This is a genomic window from Actinoplanes sp. HUAS TT8, from assembly GCF_051380535.1.
GTDB lineage: Bacteria > Actinomycetota > Actinomycetes > Mycobacteriales > Micromonosporaceae > Actinoplanes.
Genome location: NZ_CP195646.1, coordinates 3749731 through 3766150, shown reverse-complemented (window position 1 = coordinate 3766150; position 16420 = coordinate 3749731). Strand labels below are relative to the sequence as shown.

Annotated in this window: 19 protein-coding genes; 11 read left to right on the top strand and 8 right to left on the bottom strand. The window is 70.5% G+C overall.

Annotated features, from left to right (window positions below):
- Window positions 1-4: 4 nt before the first annotated feature.
- Complete coding sequence (locus ACSHV8_RS17145; RefSeq protein WP_436534201.1) at window positions 5-385, bottom strand: PPOX class F420-dependent oxidoreductase; 381 nt, start codon at window positions 383-385, stop codon at window positions 5-7.
- A gap of 23 nt (window positions 386-408) precedes the next feature.
- Here ACSHV8_RS17145 and ACSHV8_RS17140 point away from each other — a divergent pair, with 23 nt between their 5' ends.
- The 4 genes from ACSHV8_RS17140 to ACSHV8_RS17125 all read left to right on the top strand — a co-directional run bounded on the left by ACSHV8_RS17140 (window position 409) and on the right by ACSHV8_RS17125 (window position 4563).
- Window positions 409-1839, top strand: coding sequence for a phenylacetate--CoA ligase family protein (locus tag ACSHV8_RS17140; RefSeq protein ID WP_436534199.1), 1431 nt, complete (start codon window positions 409-411; stop codon window positions 1837-1839).
- Between the two features lie 96 nt (window positions 1840-1935).
- Complete coding sequence (locus ACSHV8_RS17135) at window positions 1936-3588, top strand: galactose-binding domain-containing protein (protein WP_436534197.1); 1653 nt, start codon at window positions 1936-1938, stop codon at window positions 3586-3588.
- Window positions 3589-3609: 21 nt separating this feature from the next.
- Window positions 3610-3810 carry a hypothetical protein gene (locus ACSHV8_RS17130; protein WP_436534195.1) on the top strand — a complete coding sequence of 67 codons (201 nt, stop codon included), beginning with the start codon at window positions 3610-3612 and terminating at the stop codon, window positions 3808-3810.
- A 21-nt stretch (window positions 3811-3831) separates the two neighbouring features.
- Entirely contained in the window at window positions 3832-4563 is a 732-nt protein-coding gene (locus tag ACSHV8_RS17125; RefSeq protein ID WP_436534193.1) for a hypothetical protein, read from the top strand.
- Here the strand turns inward: ACSHV8_RS17125 and ACSHV8_RS17120 are convergent.
- Window positions 4560-5030, bottom strand: coding sequence for a Rieske (2Fe-2S) protein (locus ACSHV8_RS17120; protein ID WP_436534191.1), 471 nt, complete (start codon window positions 5028-5030; stop codon window positions 4560-4562). The genes ACSHV8_RS17125 and ACSHV8_RS17120 overlap by 4 nt on opposite strands.
- 101 nt (window positions 5031-5131) lie before the next feature.
- A complete protein-coding gene (locus ACSHV8_RS17115) occupies window positions 5132-5479 on the bottom strand; it encodes a hypothetical protein (protein ID WP_436534189.1) in 348 nt (115 codons plus the stop codon).
- A 55-nt stretch (window positions 5480-5534) separates the two neighbouring features.
- Between ACSHV8_RS17115 and ACSHV8_RS17110 the strand changes: the two genes are divergently transcribed.
- Window positions 5535-5951 (top strand): hypothetical protein, encoded by a 417-nt coding sequence (locus ACSHV8_RS17110; protein ID WP_436534187.1) that lies wholly within the window; start codon window positions 5535-5537, stop codon window positions 5949-5951.
- On the opposite strand, the gene ACSHV8_RS17105 is transcribed toward ACSHV8_RS17110, so the two are convergent.
- Window positions 5952-6404: an Lrp/AsnC family transcriptional regulator gene (locus tag ACSHV8_RS17105; RefSeq protein ID WP_436534185.1), complete on the bottom strand. Its 453-nt coding sequence runs from the start codon at window positions 6402-6404 to the stop codon at window positions 5952-5954.
- A 179-nt stretch (window positions 6405-6583) separates the two neighbouring features.
- On the opposite strand from ACSHV8_RS17105, the gene ACSHV8_RS17100 reads away from it, so the two are divergent.
- The 6 genes from ACSHV8_RS17100 to ACSHV8_RS17075 all read left to right on the top strand — a co-directional run bounded on the left by ACSHV8_RS17100 (window position 6584) and on the right by ACSHV8_RS17075 (window position 12872).
- Window positions 6584-7618, top strand: a complete 1035-nt coding sequence (locus ACSHV8_RS17100) for a thiamine pyrophosphate-dependent dehydrogenase E1 component subunit alpha (protein WP_436536796.1) — start codon at window positions 6584-6586, stop codon at window positions 7616-7618.
- Complete coding sequence (locus ACSHV8_RS17095) at window positions 7615-8613, top strand: alpha-ketoacid dehydrogenase subunit beta (protein WP_436534184.1); 999 nt, start codon at window positions 7615-7617, stop codon at window positions 8611-8613. Before ACSHV8_RS17100 ends, ACSHV8_RS17095 begins: the two co-directional genes overlap by 4 nt.
- The gene (locus ACSHV8_RS17090; RefSeq protein WP_436534182.1) at window positions 8610-9806 is read left to right on the top strand and encodes a dihydrolipoamide acetyltransferase family protein; all 1197 of its coding nucleotides are present in this window, start codon (window positions 8610-8612) and stop codon (window positions 9804-9806) included. The genes ACSHV8_RS17095 and ACSHV8_RS17090 overlap by 4 nt, the downstream gene beginning before the upstream one ends.
- Window positions 9803-10456 carry a lipoyl protein ligase domain-containing protein gene (locus ACSHV8_RS17085; protein WP_436534180.1) on the top strand — a complete coding sequence of 218 codons (654 nt, stop codon included), beginning with the start codon at window positions 9803-9805 and terminating at the stop codon, window positions 10454-10456. The genes ACSHV8_RS17090 and ACSHV8_RS17085 overlap by 4 nt, the downstream gene beginning before the upstream one ends.
- Window positions 10457-10535: 79 nt before the next feature.
- The gene (locus ACSHV8_RS17080; protein WP_436534178.1) at window positions 10536-12458 is read left to right on the top strand and encodes a discoidin domain-containing protein; all 1923 of its coding nucleotides are present in this window, start codon (window positions 10536-10538) and stop codon (window positions 12456-12458) included.
- 9 nt (window positions 12459-12467) lie between these two features.
- Window positions 12468-12872 carry a hypothetical protein gene (locus ACSHV8_RS17075; protein WP_436534176.1) on the top strand — a complete coding sequence of 135 codons (405 nt, stop codon included), beginning with the start codon at window positions 12468-12470 and terminating at the stop codon, window positions 12870-12872.
- Here the strand turns inward: ACSHV8_RS17075 and ACSHV8_RS17070 are convergent.
- The 4 genes from ACSHV8_RS17070 to ACSHV8_RS17055 all read right to left on the bottom strand — a co-directional run bounded on the left by ACSHV8_RS17070 (window position 12869) and on the right by ACSHV8_RS17055 (window position 16313).
- The gene (locus ACSHV8_RS17070) at window positions 12869-13348 is read right to left on the bottom strand and encodes a hypothetical protein (protein ID WP_436534174.1); all 480 of its coding nucleotides are present in this window, start codon (window positions 13346-13348) and stop codon (window positions 12869-12871) included. The genes ACSHV8_RS17075 and ACSHV8_RS17070 overlap by 4 nt on opposite strands.
- Window positions 13349-13420: 72 nt before the next feature.
- On the bottom strand, window positions 13421-13804 hold the full coding sequence (locus ACSHV8_RS17065) for a YybH family protein (protein WP_436534172.1): 384 nt from the start codon (window positions 13802-13804) through the stop codon (window positions 13421-13423).
- Complete coding sequence (gene speB, locus ACSHV8_RS17060; RefSeq protein ID WP_436534170.1) at window positions 13801-14769, bottom strand: agmatinase; 969 nt, start codon at window positions 14767-14769, stop codon at window positions 13801-13803. The genes ACSHV8_RS17065 and speB overlap by 4 nt, the downstream gene beginning before the upstream one ends.
- Before the next feature lie 8 nt (window positions 14770-14777).
- Window positions 14778-16313 carry a purine-cytosine permease family protein gene (locus ACSHV8_RS17055; RefSeq protein ID WP_436534169.1) on the bottom strand — a complete coding sequence of 512 codons (1536 nt, stop codon included), beginning with the start codon at window positions 16311-16313 and terminating at the stop codon, window positions 14778-14780.
- Window positions 16314-16420: the final 107 nt, after the last annotated feature.

The window sequence follows — 16420 nt, the reverse complement described above, 5'->3', positions numbered from 1 at the left end:
CCCCTCAGAGCGTGATGACGATGCCGATGCCGGCCGGGCGCTTGATGTTGAACAGTCGCACGAAGAACCCGCCGATCCGGGCCGACACGTACCGGCTCTCGATCAGGCGGCGCGCGTTCTCGGTCTCCGACTCGGGCAGCAGCACCGCGGTGCCGCGGACGGTCTGCGCGCCGGGCGCGACCTTCCCCCGCATGTCACAGGCGGTGACCTCGACCTGCGGGTTGTTGCGGATCCGCTTGACCTTCCAGGCGTCGGCGGCCGACACGGTGGTCAGCTTGTCGCCCTCGGCCACGTGCCAGACCGCGGTCGGCACCGGGGTGCCGTCCTTGCGGAACGTGGTCAGACTGATCTGCTTGCTGGCGGCGATTTCCGCGGGGACGCTCATGCCGTTGATCCTATGGTTGCCCCATGACGGACAAGGACTGGGCGGGCCGGGTCAGCGCCGGGCTCCGCGACTTCTACACCGGGGCGGTCACGCCGACCGACCCCCTGGAGCTTTTCCGGCGGATGGCCGCGACCGTGCCCGCCTACCAGGACTTCCTCCGGGAGCACGGCGTCGAGGCGGGCACGGTCACCGAGCTCGGCCAGATCCCTCTGATGACCAAGGACAACTACCATTCGGCGTACGGGTTGGAGCAGCGCTGCCCGGGTGGCTCGTTGCGCGGCCGGGACATGGTGGCGGTCTCCTCCGGCTCGTCGGGCCGGCCCACCGTCTGGCCGCGCTCGGTCCTGGACGAGCTGGCTGTCGCCGCCCGTTTCGAGCAGGTGCTGGTCGACGGTTTCGGGGCGGGGGAGCGGACCACCCTGGCCGTGGTCTGTTTCGCGCTGGGCAACTGGGTCGGTGGCCTGTACACGATGGCCGCGTGCCGTCACCTGTCCGCGAAAGGTCACCCGATCACGGTGGCCACGCCCGGGAACGACATCGCCGAGATCCTGCGGGTGGTGGGTGAGCTCGGGCCGCTGTTCGACCAGGTGGTGCTGCTCGGCTACCCGCCCTTCGTGAAGAACGTGATCGATGCCGGGACGGGGTGGGATCCGTACCGGATCAAGCTGGTTCTTGCCGGTGAGGTGTTCAGCGAGCAGTGGCGGGACCTGGTCGCGGCCCGCGCCGGGATCGCCGACCCGGTGACCGATATCGCCGCCCTTTACGGCACGGCCGACGCCGGTGTTCTCGGCAACGAGACCCCCTTGAGCGTACGGATTCGCCGGTTCCTGGCCGGGCGGCCGGACGTCGCGACGTCGCTGTTCGGGGACGCGCGCCTGCCGACCCTGGTCCAGTACGACCCGGGCACCCGGTTCTTCGAGGCGGTCGGCCCGACCCTGGCGTTCACCGCCGACGGGGGAGTGCCGATGGTCCGCTACCACATCGCCGACGAGGGTGGCGTGCTCAGCCGCGCCGACCTGGTCGGGCTCTGCCGCGAGCACGGCTTCGACCCGGGCGACGGGCCGGATCTGCCGTTCGTCTACCTGTTCGGGCGTTCGCTGTTCACGGTGTCGTTCTTCGGGGCCAACGTCTACCCGGAGAACGTCACCGTCGGCCTGGAACGCCCGGACATCGCGGCCCGCGTGACCGGCAAGTTCGTGCTGCGCAGCGTCGAGGACGGGGATCGTGACCGGCGCCTGCTGCTCGCCGTCGAGCTGGCCCCGGGCGAGACCGGGGACGCGTCGCTGGCGTCGGAGGTCGCCACGTCGGTGCGGGCCGAACTGGTCCGGCTCAACAGCGAGTTCGCCCACTACGTGCCCGAAAAGGATCAGCTGCCGGTGGTGGACCTGCGCCCGGCCGGCGACCCGGAGTTCTTCCCTCCGGGCGTGAAACACCGCTATACGCGCTCGTCCTGACATCGGACGGTTCCGGAATTTCAAAAATCAGTCCAAGTATTGCGGTCGTGTGTCCACGCTGTAACGATGGCCATCAATCGAGAACGGAGTCCCCCCATGGCCGTCTCCCGGCGTACCCTGCTGTCCACCGCCGCCCTGGCGCCCGCCGCCGTCGCGCTGACCGGTGCTGATCCGGCCAGTGCCGCCTCCCCGCCCGGCGACGTCGTCGGCAAGATCAGCGTCGGCTATCAGGGCTGGTTCGCCTGCCCCGGCGACGGCGCCCCGATCGGCGGCTGGTGGCACTGGAGCCGCGACCGCTTCCAGCCGCCCTCCCCGAGCAACACGACCATCGTGTCCTGGCCCGACCTGCGCGACTTCACACACACCTACCCGACGGCGTACCCGAACCTCGGCAACGGGCAGCCGGCCGCGCTGTTCTCCTCCTACGACCAGCAGACCGTCGACACGCACTTCGACTGGATGCGCACCTACGGCATCGACACCGCCGCGCTGCAGCGCTTCAACCCGTTCGGCGACGAGGGCCCGACCCGCGACGCGATGGCCCAGAAGGTCCGGGCGGCGGCCGAACGCACCGGCCGCAAGTTCTACATCATGTACGACGTCAGCGGCTGGAGCAGCATGCAATCCCAGCTCAAGACCGACTGGACGACCAAGATGTCGGCGTACGCGGGTTCGAGCGCCTACGCCCGGCAGAACGGCAAACCGGTCGTCTGCATCTGGGGTTTCGGCTTCAACGACGACAACCACGCGTTCACCCCGGCCGCCTGCCTCGACGTGATCGCCTGGTTCAAGGCGCAGGGCTGCTACGTGATCGGCGGCGTCCCCACCTACTGGCGCGAGGGCAAGAACGACAGCCGCACCGGATTCCTCGACGTCTATCACGCCTTCGACATGATCTCGCCGTGGATGGTCGGGCGGACCGGGGACCTGGCCGGGCTCGACTGGTTCTACACCAACGTCAACACCGCCGACCAGGCCGACTGCAACGCCCGCGGCATCGACTACCAGCCGTGTGTCCTGCCCGGCGACCTGTCGTCCGGGCATCGGCGGCACGGCGACTACTACTGGCGCAGCGTCTACAACATGGTGCGGCTCGGGGCGCAGGGCCTGTACGTGTCCATGTTCGACGAGTTCAACGAGGGCAACCAGATCGCCAAGACCGCCGAGACGGCCGCGTCCGTGCCGGCCGGGACCGGGATCCGGGCGCTCGACGAGGACGGGACGTTCTGCTCGGCCGACTACTACCTGCGCATCACCACCGACGCCGGGAAGATGCTGAAGGGGCAGATCGGGCTGACCGCCGTACGCCCGACCCCGCCGACCACCGGAACCGTAATTTCCGACCTGGCCCGCGGCCGGGCGGCCTCCACCAGCGGCTACACGCAGGTGTACGGGCCCGGCAACGCGGTCGACGGCGACGCCGGCACTTACTGGGAGAGCGCCAACAACGCGTTCCCGCAGTGGATCCAGATCGACCTGGGCGCGGCCGTCACGGTCGGGCGGGTCGTGCTGAAGCTGCCGCCGTCGTGGGGTGCCCGCAACCAGACCCTCACGATCACCGGCAGCACCGACGGTGCGGCCTTCACAGCGCTCTCCGCGTCGGCGGCCCGCACCTTCGACCCGGCCGCGGCCAACACGACGACGATCACGTTCCCGGCCGCGTCCGTCCGCCACCTGCGGGTCACCGGCACCGCGAACACCGGATGGCCGGCCGTCCAGCTTTCCGCCCTGGAGGCCTATTCCAGCTGAGTTCGGGGTAATCCACCCGGCATGATTCCGAACCTGATCCGACGCTTCGTCATCATGGCGGTCGCCGTGCCCCTGGCCGCGGCCGGCGCCCGCAAACTCGGCGACGTCCTCGAGTCCCGCCGCGGCAACAACCGGGCCAGCCGGCTGCTGCGGCAGGGCGCGGACACCCTGCAGGGCTTCGGCCGCCCCAAGAAGCAGCGCCGCTTCTCCCTCAGCCGCTGACTTCTGCGGTATCAATGGGGCGTGCCGGAACTGCTGCCCCCACCGCCCGCGACGCGGCCCGACCTCGACGACGACTTCGCCGGGCCGGGCCTGCGCGAGGACCTGTGGGTCGACCACTACCTGCCGCACTGGACGACGCCCGGCCGGTCGGCCGCCCGCTACGACTTCGGCGGCGACGGGCTGCGGCTGCGGATCGACGAGGACCAGCTGGACTGGCGGCCCGAGGACGCCCCGCTGCGCGTCTCCAACATCCAGACCGGCAACCACCAGGGCACCCACCGCCACCGCCCGGACGGCCTGACCGTCCGCACCGGGTCGCCGACCCGGCTGCTCTGGGCCCCGGCCGCCGCCCGCGTCGACATCACGGTCACCGCCAGTCAGGATGCCGGTTGCATGCTCGCCGCCTGGACGGTCGGCACCGAGCACGTCAGTGACCGGGACAGCGGCGAGGTCTGCATCTTCGAGATCGATGCCGGCGCGAGCGTGGCCCGCTGCGGTGTGAAGGCCCACCACGACGACCGCCTGGAGACCGACATGTCCGAGGTGCCGGTCCCGCCCGGACGGCACACGTGGACCGCGATCTGGGGCCCGCAGGGCACGATCATCGGCTGCGAGGGCGTCGTGCTCAAACGATCACGGCAGGTGCCGCTCTACCCCCAGTTCCTGCTGATCGACCTGTGGGAGATCGGTCCTCGCTCCGGGCCTTACCCCAAGACGGCAACCATCCATCACGTACGGGGATGGGCTCTTTAGGCTTTGACGATGTTGCCGTCGCTCTCCTTGACCGCGGTCTCGGCCAGGGAGCTCGTGGCCGGCCCGCCGGTCGGGGCGCCGGTCGAGATGTCGAACGTGCTCTGGTGACAGTTGCACTTGATCACCTTGTTGACCACCTCGGCGACCTTGCAGCCCTGATGCGTGCAGACGTTGGTGAACGCCTTGTAGGTGCCCGACTCGGGCTGCGTCACCACGTACGTGTCGGTGATGACCCCGCCGCCGACCGGCACGTCGGACGCCTTGGCCAGGACCTCCCCGCCGCTGCCGGCGGCCGAGGTCGCGGCGGTCGTCGTCGCGGCGCCGGTCGACCCGCCGGAACTGCTGCTGGTGGTGTCGTCGCTGTCCGAGTTCCCGCAGGCCCCGAGCAGCAGCCCGGCCCCGGTCACCCCGGCCGTTCCGGCGATCCGCATCACCGCACGCCGGTCAACCCCGTCCGCAACGCTCATGGTTCCCGCTTCCCCGTGGCCGTGAGATTTTGGCACCCAACTTACCGAGCGCCCGGGGCCCGGCGCGGCGATTCCCCGGTTAATCCCGTCGATGGGGGCGGTCAGGCGATCTCCATGGCGTCGACCGACTCGATGGCCCCGGAGACGACGCTCTGATATCCGCAGTTCGGACACCGGTGGTGCGTGGCGCTGGTCCGCCAGCAGCCGATCTCGCCGCAGTTGCCGCACCGGACGTAGCCGTTGGCCCCGCACCCCGGGCAGCCCGCGTAGTCGGGGGCGGTGCCGAACTTCCCGGCCATCTCGATCCGCCCGGGAACGGTGCCGCCCTCGGGCAGCGGGTCGGCCGCCACCTCGGCCAGCCGCCATTCCTTGCGCACGCGCCGGAAGGTCGCGACCCGGGCCAGCCCGTCGGTCTCGCAGTGAAAGTTGAGCCATGCGGTTTCTGCCATGGTTGACCTCCTCGCTGGAGGGTATGGCGAGCGGTCAATGCGCGATGCTGGCCGGATGAGGGCAGTCGGCCGCCGGTTCTCCCGGACGGCGTTTCTCGGTGTCGCGTTCCTGCTGGCGTCGTGCTCCTCGGCTCAGGACGACGGCTACGCCGAACTGCGCGCCATCAAGGTTCCCGAGGCGTGGCTCGACGGCGCCGGCGGCACCGGCGGGGACTGGAGTTTCGAGATCGGCTACCGGTACTGGACCTTCGAGTACGGGCCGACCACCGATCCGGTCGACGCGGTCCGTCAGACCTACGACGAGGCGCTCCGAGCGGCCGGCTGGGCCTGGAACTCCACCTGCGAGGCCACGCTGGAGTACTCGTCCGACGTCCCGAACGGCTGCTGGCGTCTCGACGACTACCTGCTGGTCTACCGGGTGAGCGAGGAGCCCGGCCGGCACGTCGACACCGACATGTTCCGGGACAACTGATCAGGCGTCGAAGGCGGCCGGGTCGAACTCGTCGAAGACCAGCAGGGTGCGGGTGTTGACGACGCCCGGCATGCCCTGGATCTCGTCGAGGACCAGGCGCCGCAGGTCGGTGTTGTCCTTGGCGCGGACCAGCATGATGACGTCGAACTCGCCGCCGACCAGGGCGATGTGCACCACCCCGGGCAGGGTCCGCAACCGCGCGCCGACCTCGCGCCACTCGGCCTGGTGCAGGTTCACCGTCACGTAGGCCGACGTGCCCAGGCCGGCCGCCGCGTGGTCGATCTGGGCCCGGAAGCCGCGGATCACGTTGGTCTCGCGCAGCCGCTGCACCCGCGCGTACGCGTTGGCCCGGGAGATGTGCAGGGTCTCGGACAGCTGGCGGATCGACATGCGCCCGTCCCGGGTCAGCTCGGCGAGGATGCGGCGGTCGATGTCGTCCAGCTCACTGACCACGTGTCTGCAACTCCCTGCCTTGACGTTCCCTCGGTTGGACGTCTGGCCCTCGAAGGCCGTACGCGAAACGCATTTTTCTCGATCTGTCTCAGATTATGGAACAACTGTGGTCCAGGGCACAGCATTACCGCATGACGCCTGACTCCCGTCGGCTGTTGCCGTCCGATGCCCCCGTGACCATGATCGATCCCCTGGGAGAAGCGCGCGGAGAAGTGCCCGACGATGCGACGCTGCTGCGCTCGCTCGGGCTGCTGACCACCGCCCGCCGGCTCAACGATCAGGCGTATGCGCTGGTCAGGCAGGGTCGGCTGGCCGTCTATCCGTCGTCGCACGGCCAGGAGGCGTGTCAGGTCGCCGCCGCCCAGGTGCTCGACGCCGGGGACTGGCTGTTCCCGACCTACCGCGACACGATCGCCGCGTCGGTCAAGGGCGTGGACCCGGTCGAGGCATTGAGCCTGCTCAAGGGCGACTGGCACTGCGGCTACGACCCGTACGAGCACCGCGTCGCCCCGCACACCACGCCCCTGGCCACCCAGCTGCCGCACGCGGTCGGCGTCGCCCACGCGGCCCGGCTGCGCGGCGAACCGACCGTGGTGATGGCCATGTGCGGTGACGGCGGGACCAGCGAGGGCGACTTCCACGAGGCGCTCAACTTCGCCGCCGTCTTCCGGGCGCCGGTGGTGTTCTTCGTGCAGAACAACGAGTACGCGATCAGCGTCCCGCTGGCCCGCCAGACCCAGGCGCCGTCGCTCGCGCACAAGGGCATCGGTTACGGCATCCCCGGCCAGCGGGTCGACGGCAACGACATGGCCGCCCTGCTCAGCGTGCTCGGCGGGGCCGTCGACCGGGCCCGCGCGGGCGAGGGGCCGCAGCTGATCGAGGCGCACACCTACCGCATGCAGGCGCACACCAACGCCGACGACGCGACCCGCTACCGCGACGACGCCGAGGTCCAGGCCTGGGTCGAGCGGGACCCGATCACCCGGCTGCGCACCTACCTGACCGGGCGCGGCGCGCTCACCGAGGCGATCGAGGCCGAGTTCACGGCCGAGGCCGAGCGCCGGGCCGGCCACCTGCGCGACGGTCTCAACCAGGACGTTCAACCCAACCCCGAGGACCTTTTCGCGTACGTCTATTCAACGCCCACCCCGCAGCTGCGTGAGCAGGCCGCGCTGGTGGCCGACGAGTTGAGCCGGGAGGTGGCCCAGTCATGACGACGACGGTGGCGCACGAGAAACTGTCCATGGCGCAGGCGCTCAACCAGGCGCTGCGCGACGCGATGACCGAGGATCCGACGGTCGTCATGTTCGGTGAGGACGTCGGCCCGCTCGGCGGCGTCTTCCGGATCACCGACGGGCTGACCGCCGAGTTCGGTGAGGACCGCTGCTTCGACACCCCTCTGGCCGAGTCCGGCATCGTCGGTCTCGCGGTCGGCATGGCGATGAACGGGATGCGGCCGGTCGTCGAGATGCAGTTCGACGCGTTCGCGTACCCGGCGTTCGAGCAGATCGTCAGCCACGTCGCCAAGATGCACAACCGCACCCGCGGCCGGGTCCGGCTGCCGATGGTGATCCGCGTGCCCTACGCGGGCGGCATCGGCGGCGTCGAGCACCACTGCGACTCGTCCGAGGCGTACTACGCGCACACGCCCGGCCTGCAGGTGGTCGCGCCGGCCACCCCGACCGACGCGTACGTGCTGCTCCGGGCCGCGATCGCGTCGCCCGACCCGGTGGTCTTCCTGGAACCGAAGAAGCTCTACTGGAGCAAGGAGGAGATCGAATTTCCGGTACGGGCGCCCGGCATCGGCACCGCCGTGATCCGCCGCCCCGGGACGGACGCCACGCTCATCGCGTACGGGCCCAGCGTCCCGGTCGCCCTGGAAGCGGCCGAGGTCGCCGCCCAGGAGGGCCGCAGCCTGCAGGTCGTCGACCTGCGCTCGATCGTCCCGTTCGACGACGAGACGGTCTGCGCCGCGGTCCGCGCCACCGGCCGCGCCGTGGTGATCACCGAGTCGGCCGGGTTCGCCGGGGTCGCCGCCGAGATCGCCGCCCGGGTCACCGAGCGCTGCTTCAGCAGCCTGGCCGCTCCCGTGCGCCGGGTGACCGGTTTCGACATCCCCTATCCGCCGCCCAAGCTGGAGCACTTCCAGCTGCCCGGCGTGGACCGGGTGCTCGACGCCGTCGACGACCTGCAGTGGGAGCAGTCATGATCTTTCATCTGCCCGATCTCGGCGAGGGCCTGACCGAGGCCGAGATCGTCCAGTGGCTGGTGGCCGAGGGCGACGTCGTCGCCGTGGACCAGAGCATCGCCGAGGTGGAGACCGCCAAGTCGATGGTCGAGGTGCCGTCGCCGTACGCGGGAAAGGTCGTGAAGTTGCACGGGAAGGCGGGCAGCACGCTCGCCGTCGGGGAGCCGCTGATCACGGTGGAGCCGGTCTCGGTGGCCGCCGAGGCGTACCGCGAGGAGGAGAAGGCCGGCTCGGGCAGCGTGCTCGTCGGCTACGGCACCTCGACCGCCGCGTCCTCGGGCCGGCACCGCACACCGCGCCGTCCGGTCCAGTCGGCCACGCACGTGCGACCGGCGCAGGTCGTGTCCCCGCTGGTGCGCAACCTGGCGCGCAGCAACGGCGTCGACCTGACCCGGGTCGAACCGACCGGGCGCGGCGGCGTGATCGTGCGCGCCGACGTCGAACGCGCGATGGCGGGCGGCACCGCGCCGGCTTCGGGGGAGAACCGCGTACCCCTCAACGGTTTCCGGAAAGCGGCCACCGTCGCGCTGAGCCGGAGCCGGGCGGAGATCCCCGAGGCGACCGTGTGGGTCGACGTGGACGCGACACGGCTGTGGGAGCTGCGCGAGAGTGTCCCGGACGGGCCCGGCCTGCTCGCCTACATCGCCCGGTTCACGGTGGCCGCGCTGCGCGACTTCCCGGTGCTCAACGCCCGGTTCGACGCCGAGCGGCAGGAGATCGTCGAGCTCGGCCAGATCAACCTCGGCATCGCCGTGCAGGGCGATCGGGGCCTGACCGTGCCCGCCGTGATCGGCGCCGAGAGCATGAACACGACCCGGCTCGGCCAGGAGATCAAACGGCTGACCGCGGCCGCCCGCGAGGGCAGGGTGTCGGCCCGCGAGCTGTCGGCGGGCACGTTCACGCTCAACAACTACGGCAGCCTGGGCGTCGACGGCAGCGCCGCGATCATCAACTACCCGCAGGTGGCGATCCTCGGCTTCGGCCGGATCCTGGACCGCCCCTGGGTCGTCGACGGCGGCCTGTGCGTTCGTAAGATCACCCAGATGAGCTTCGTCTTCGACCACCGCGTGTGCGACGGCGGCACCGCGGCCGGCTTCATGCGCCGCGTCGCCGACGCCATCGAGAACCCGGCCTCGGCGATCGCCCGTCTGTGATCCTTTACGGTCAGCCCAGCAGCGGTCCGGCCCACGACGTGGAGCTCGGGCCGCTGCTGCTGCGGGACGGCCTCGGCGACGCGACCGAGATTCTGCGCGTCTACTCGCCGGCGCCGACGGCGGCCTTCAGCCGCCGCGACACGCTGCGACCCGGCTACGCCGAGGCCGCGTCGGTGGTCGAGCGGGGCGGTTTCGTCCCGGTCATCCGGCCGCAGGGCGGCAGTTTGGCGGCGTACGGCCCGGGCAGCGTCGTCATCGATCACGTCCACCGGTCCGGGGCCTCGCTGTCCGACCCCGGTCCGCGATTCCGCCACTTCGCAGACATGCACGTCGCGCTGCTGACCAAGCTCGGCGTCCCGGCGCGGATCGGCCCGGTCCCGGACGAGTACTGCCCGGGCGAGTACAGCCTCAACGCCGGCGGCGCGAAGATCGTCGGCTCGGCCCAGCGCGTGACCCGCCACGGCTGGCTGTTCAGCACGGTCGTCCAGGTGACCGGCGCGGCCGGCCTGCGGGCGGTGCTGACGCCGGCCTACCAGGCGCTCGGTTACGACTTCGACCCGTTGACGGTCGGCGCCCTCGAGGACACCGCCCCCGGCCTGACGGTCGCGGCGGTCACGGCGGCGGTCCTGTCCGCGTACGGACTGACCTGACCGTCGTTACATTTTGTTTCATCAGTTCCGGAACTGATACGTATTGACGTGGATATTGGCGCGTAACAATTCTGGTTTCATGATGCAGCGTGGTGCGGCCGGGCTGGCCGGGTTGATGCTTGTCGTTTCCGGGCCCGCGGCGGCGGCCGTGGCCCATCCCCCGTCGAGAGCGGCCCAGGCCCGGGTCTGGGTGACCACGGTGGATCGGGGCGAGCTGCTCCACGAACGGGCGCCGGTCGCGTTCCGGCGCGGGAGCAGCCCGCAGCCGACGATCGTGGTCAACCCGGAGCGGACCTACCAGCGGATGGACGGGTTCGGGGCGGCGATCACCGACTCCTCGGCCGACGTGCTCTACCGGTTGTCGCCGCCGAAGCGGGACGACGCCGTACGCTCGTTGTTCGATCGGAAGAACGGGATCGGCGTGAGTTTCCTGCGGCAGCCGATCGGCTCGTCCGATTTCACGGCGGCCGCCGAGCATTACACCTATGACGACGTGCCGGCCGGGCAGACCGATTTCGCGCTGCGCCATTTCAGTATCGACCACGACCGGGCGCAGATCCTGCCGCTGCTGCGCCAGGCCCGGAAACTCAACCCGGAACTGACCGTTCTGGCTACGCCGTGGAGCCCGCCCGCCTGGATGAAGACGACCGATTCGCTGGTCGGCGGGCGGCTCAAGGACGACCCGCGGGTGTACGACGCGTACGCGCGCTATCTGGTCAAGTTCGTGCAGGCCTACGCGCAGGCGGGCGTGCCGATCGACTACCTGACCGTGCAGAACGAGCCGCAGAACCGGAAACCGGGCGGCTATCCCGGAACCGACATGCCGGTGCGCCAGGAGGCGGCGGTCATCGAGCGGCTCGGGCCGCTGCTGAAGAAGGCCAGTCCGCGGACCCGGATTCTCGGCTACGACCACAACTGGCAGACCCATCCGGGTGATGTGGCATCGACGCCGCCGGGGGAGGACCCGGAAACCGATTACCCGTATCAGCTGCTCGATTCCCCGGCCGCGAAATGGCTGGCCGGGACCGCTTACCACTGCTATTCCGGGGATCCGGCGGCGCAGACCGCGCTGCATGACGCGCACCCGGACAAGGGGATCTGGTTCACCGAATGCTCCGGGTCGCACGGCGCCGGCGACACCGACGAGCAGATCTTCCGTGGGACGCTGACCTGGCATGCCCGAACCCTCGCCGTCGGTGTCCCGCGCAACTGGGCGAAATCGGTCGTCAACTGGAACATCGCGCTGGACAGCACCGGCGGCCCGCACCTCGGCGGCTGCGGCACCTGCACCGGGCTGCTCACCCTGCTGCCCGACGGCACGGTCCGGCCCGACGCCGAGTACTTCACGATCGGGCACCTGTCGAAGTTCGTCCGGCCCGGCGCCGTGCGCATCGCCAGCACCTCGTTCGGCACGACCGGCTGGAACGGGCAGATCACCGATGTCGCGTTCCGCAACCCGGACGGTTCCACGGTGGTCGTCGTGCACAACGAGAACGACGATCCGCGTACGTTCGCGGTGGCCCTCGGTTCGCAGATCTTCGACTACACGCTGCCCGGCGGGGCCCTGGCCACGTTCGTGCTGCCCCGCACGCTCGACGCGCGTCCGGGCGAGATCCCGCTGACCGGCGCGACCGCCGTCGCGTCGCCGCCCGGTGAGGGTGCCGCCCTGGCCGTCGACGGTGACGCGTCCACCCGCTGGTCCAGCGGGACGGCCCAGGCACCCGGGCAGTACCTGCAGGTCGACCTCGGCCGGTCGCAGGAGTTCCGCCGGGTCGCCGTCGACAGCGGCGGCAACCTGGGCGACTACGCCCGGGCGTGGCAACTCTCGGTCAGCCGGGACGGCACGCACTGGACGACCGCGGCCCGCGGGACCGGCACCGGGCAGCTCACCGAGGTGACCCTGCCGCCGACCCGGGCCCGCTACCTGAGGATCACCGCGACCGGCGCCAGTGACAGCTGGTGGAGCATCGCCGACGTACGTCTGTATCGCCGTTTGGCATGATCATCACCCATGGACATCGCGGAGGCAGCGGCGGCGCTGGCCGGCCAGGACTTCGGCGACTGGACCCGCGCCGATCTCGACCGGGTCGTGGCGGCGCTCGGCTGGCCGCCCGCCGACCCGCCGGGGAAGCGATCGCAGCTGCTGTTCGACACCGGCGGCCCGGCCGAGGCGCACGTGTGGCCGGCGTCGGAGCGGGACGGCATCGCGACCACGGCGGCCGGCGGCATGCCCGGGATCACGCTGCCCGCCGACGCCGCGAACGGGCGGCAGGCCGCCGACCTGGCCCTGACCGCGATCCGGCGCTGGAACGCGGCGAGCCCGGCCGACCTGCGCTACCACGCCTGGGTGAACCGGAAGAACGCGCGGCTCGACGCCCACGGCTTCCGGATCACCCAGCAGGTGCCGCCCGGCTAGCTCGGGCTCGGACCGCCGGCCTGCAACAGGGGCATCAGCAGGTCGAGCGCGCGTTCCAGTTCCGGGTGCTCGCCCGAACAGTCGTCGGCCGTGTACGTCCACCCCGGCGTGGTCAGCCGGTAGCGGAAACCGTCGGCGCAGACCGGCGCGCTCGACGCCGGCGCGGCCGTGGTCAGGTTCGGCGCGGTCAGGACCTGCTGCAACGCGGCCAGAACGGTCGCGTCGGTGGCCACCGGCGCACTGCTGACACCCCGGCGGCTGACCGTCATCGTGCCGTCGGCGCCGATGTGCAGACGGTCGTCGAAGCCGGCGAAGCCCCCGGTCCGGGCGAAGTCCAGCGGGAACACCGCCGGGTCCGCGGATGCGGCGCTGACCTGCGGCGTCGCCCCGGTCGCGGTCGCGGACCCGGTGGTCTGGTCGGCGCATCCGGCGATGATCAGCGGCAGTAGGAGCGCGGGCACAAGGCTTCGATTCATGGGTGTTAGATGTACCCGCCCGCCTGCCGGTTCCCACCCGATTCGCGCCGGAATCATGCGCCGCGGTCCATTTCAGGCCGGCGACGGGCTGAGGTGTTCGTGGACGGCGAGCCAGCGGCCGTCCGGTTCACGGCGGAAGACGATGGTCTCGCGTTCGTCCAGGGACTCCGGCCCTTCACCGGTCCGGATGACGGTGCGGACGCGGTGGGTGAAGACGGCGACGTCGCCGAACAGCTGGACGTGCTGGTCCGAGGAGGAGCAGGACTCGACGTGGAAGCCTTCGCGCTCCCAGCCGTACCAGATCTGCTCGTAGTCGGAGAGCGACCGCAACGGCGTCGCATGGGTGTGGAAGACGAAGGTCGCGTCGGCGGCGAAGCTGCCGAAGTAGGCGGCGGTGTCGTGGGCGCCGAAGGCGGCGACGAGTCGGCCGGCGGCGGCCAGGACCTCGGTGGTCATGATTCTTTCCCGGGGGCCAGAGCGGACAGGATCTCGTAGACCGTGTGGGACGCGGCGATGCCGGTGATCTCCGCGTGGTCGTAGGCCGGGGACACCTCGACGACGTCGGCGCCGACCAGGTTCAGCCGGCCGAAGGTGCGCAGGACGGCCAGTAGTTCGCGGCTGGTCATGCCGCCGGCCTCGGGTGTGCCGGTGCCGGGGGCGAACGCCGGGTCGAGCACGTCGATGTCGACCGACAGGTAGACCGGGCGGTCGCCGACGCGGTCGCGGATGCGTTCGGCGATGCCGCGGGCGCCCAGGTCGTCGATCTCGACACTGGGTACGACGTGAAAGCCCAGCTCACTGTCCTCGGCGAGGTCCCGGTCGGAGTAGAGCGGGCCGCGCGTGCCGACGTGCAGGCATCCGGATCGGTCGATCAGGCGTTCCTCGGAGGCGCGCCGGAACGGGGTGCCGTGGGTGTGCGCGGCCCCGAAGTAGGTGTCCCAGGTGTCCAGGTGCGCGTCGAAGTGGACGACGGCGACCGGCCCGTGCTTGGCCGCCATGGCCCGCAGCAGCGGCAGCGCGATGGTGTGGTCACCGCCGATCGTCACCAGGCGCCCGGCCCGTTCCAGCACGGCCCGGGCACCGGCCTCGATCTGATCGATCGCGGACTCGATGTCGAACGGGTTGACCGCCAGGTCACCGGCGTCGGCGACCTGCTGGGCGGCGAACGGTTCGACGTCGGCGGCCGGGTTGTACGGCCGCAGCAGCCGCGACGACTCGCGGACGTGGGCCGGCCCGAAGCGGGCGCCGGGCCGGTAGGAGACCCCGGCGTCGAACGGCACGCCGAGCACGGCGACGTCGATGTCGGAGACCTCGTCGATGCGGGGGAGCCGGGCGAAGGTGGCGGGCCCGGCGAAGCGGGGGACGACGGTCGCGTCGACCTGACCGACGCGACCGTCCCGGACGATACGGGGAGCGGACATGCTGTTCCTTACTCGGTTGCGGCTCGTGCCTTGACGCGGTGCTCGCCGGCGCCGTGGTCGTCCACGACGGCCGGCATCGGGCTGTCGGAGCTGGGGACGCCGCGCGGGCCGTCCGGTCCGAAGACGTACCGGGGCTCCGGGAAGATGACGATCAGCAGGACGTACGTGATCGCGGCGGTCCCGATCGACACCAGCAGGCTGATGTCCACACCACCGGCGGCGTTGCGGAACGGGCCCTCGATCAGCGGCGGGTAGTTGGCGAAGAGCAGGCCGACGATCGCCGACGGGATCCACGCGGCCGTGCCCCGCCAGTTGACGCCCTTGTGGAACCAGTACGCGCCGCCGGTCTGGCCCTTGTTGAACACCTGCAGGTCGGATTCGCGGTAGTGGGCGCGTCTCACGACGTACCCGATGGTCATGATGATCATCCAGGGCGTGGTGCAGATGACGATCGCGCCGATGAACGCGTTCACGCTGGCCATCAGGTCGAAGGCCAGCCGCCCGACCAGGATGAACACGAACGCGAGAGAGCCGATGACCAGCGAGGCCTGGACCCGGTTGAGACGCGGGAAGACCGACGAGAAGTCCAGCCCGGTGCCGTAGAGGCTGGTGATGCCGGTCGACAGGCCGCCGAGGAACGCGACGACGATCAGCAGCAGCGCGTACCAGGCCGGCGAGACGTTGATCAGCGCGACGATGTAGTCGGCCTCGCCGGCCACCAGGGTCGCGGTGAACACGCCGAACAGGAACGGGACCAGGGTCGCCAGCTGCGCGCCGAAGGTGGCGGCGAGCAGGCGCCGCGGCGGTGTGCCGGCCGGGATGTAGCGCGACCAGTCGCCCAGGAACGCGCCGAACGACACCGGGTTACCCATCACGATCAGTGCCGAGAGCACGAACGTCGGCCAGAACGAGCCGAGCGCATAGGCCGAGGGTCCGGGGTCATAACCAAGATCCAATTTCCCGCTGTACGCGATGGCTCCCAGCAGGATCAGGAGCGTGTTGCCGACGACCACGACCTTGTTGACCAGCAGCATGAAGGCGTACCCGTAGATCACCACGACGATCACGGCCGCGCCCAGCACCGCGTAGACGACACCGCGCAGCAGGTCGGAGTCGGGCACGCCGGCCAGCCGGATCAGGGCGCCGACGACCGCGTCCCCACTGACCCAGACCGAGATCGAGTAGAAGGCGATCGCGGTCAGCAGGGACAGGAACGAGCCGACGATCCGGCCGCGGACGCCGAAGTGCGCGCCCGAGGCGACCGCGTTGTTGGTGCCGGTGAGCGGGCCGAACAGGCCCATCGGCATGAGGAACAGGGCGCCGACGGCGACACCGGCCACGGTCGCGGCGATCGACTGCCAGAGCGAGAGGCCGAGAAGAACGGGGAAGGTGCCGAGGATCACGGTGGCGAACGTGTTGGCGCCGCCGAACTGGATGCGGAACAGATCGAGGGGGCGTGAGTGCCGTTCCGACGCCGGGATGGTGTCGATGCCGTGCTGCTCGACCTCGGTTACGCGGGGGCGCTGGGGCTCTATGTCAGTCATGGGGTGTGTCCTTCGTCTCGGACCGATGGGGGGAGACTAGGACCGAGTTTCCTCTGAAGCAACCTTTGTTGCGTGGATTTAACAGCGGGCGGTCCGGGAAAATGCCA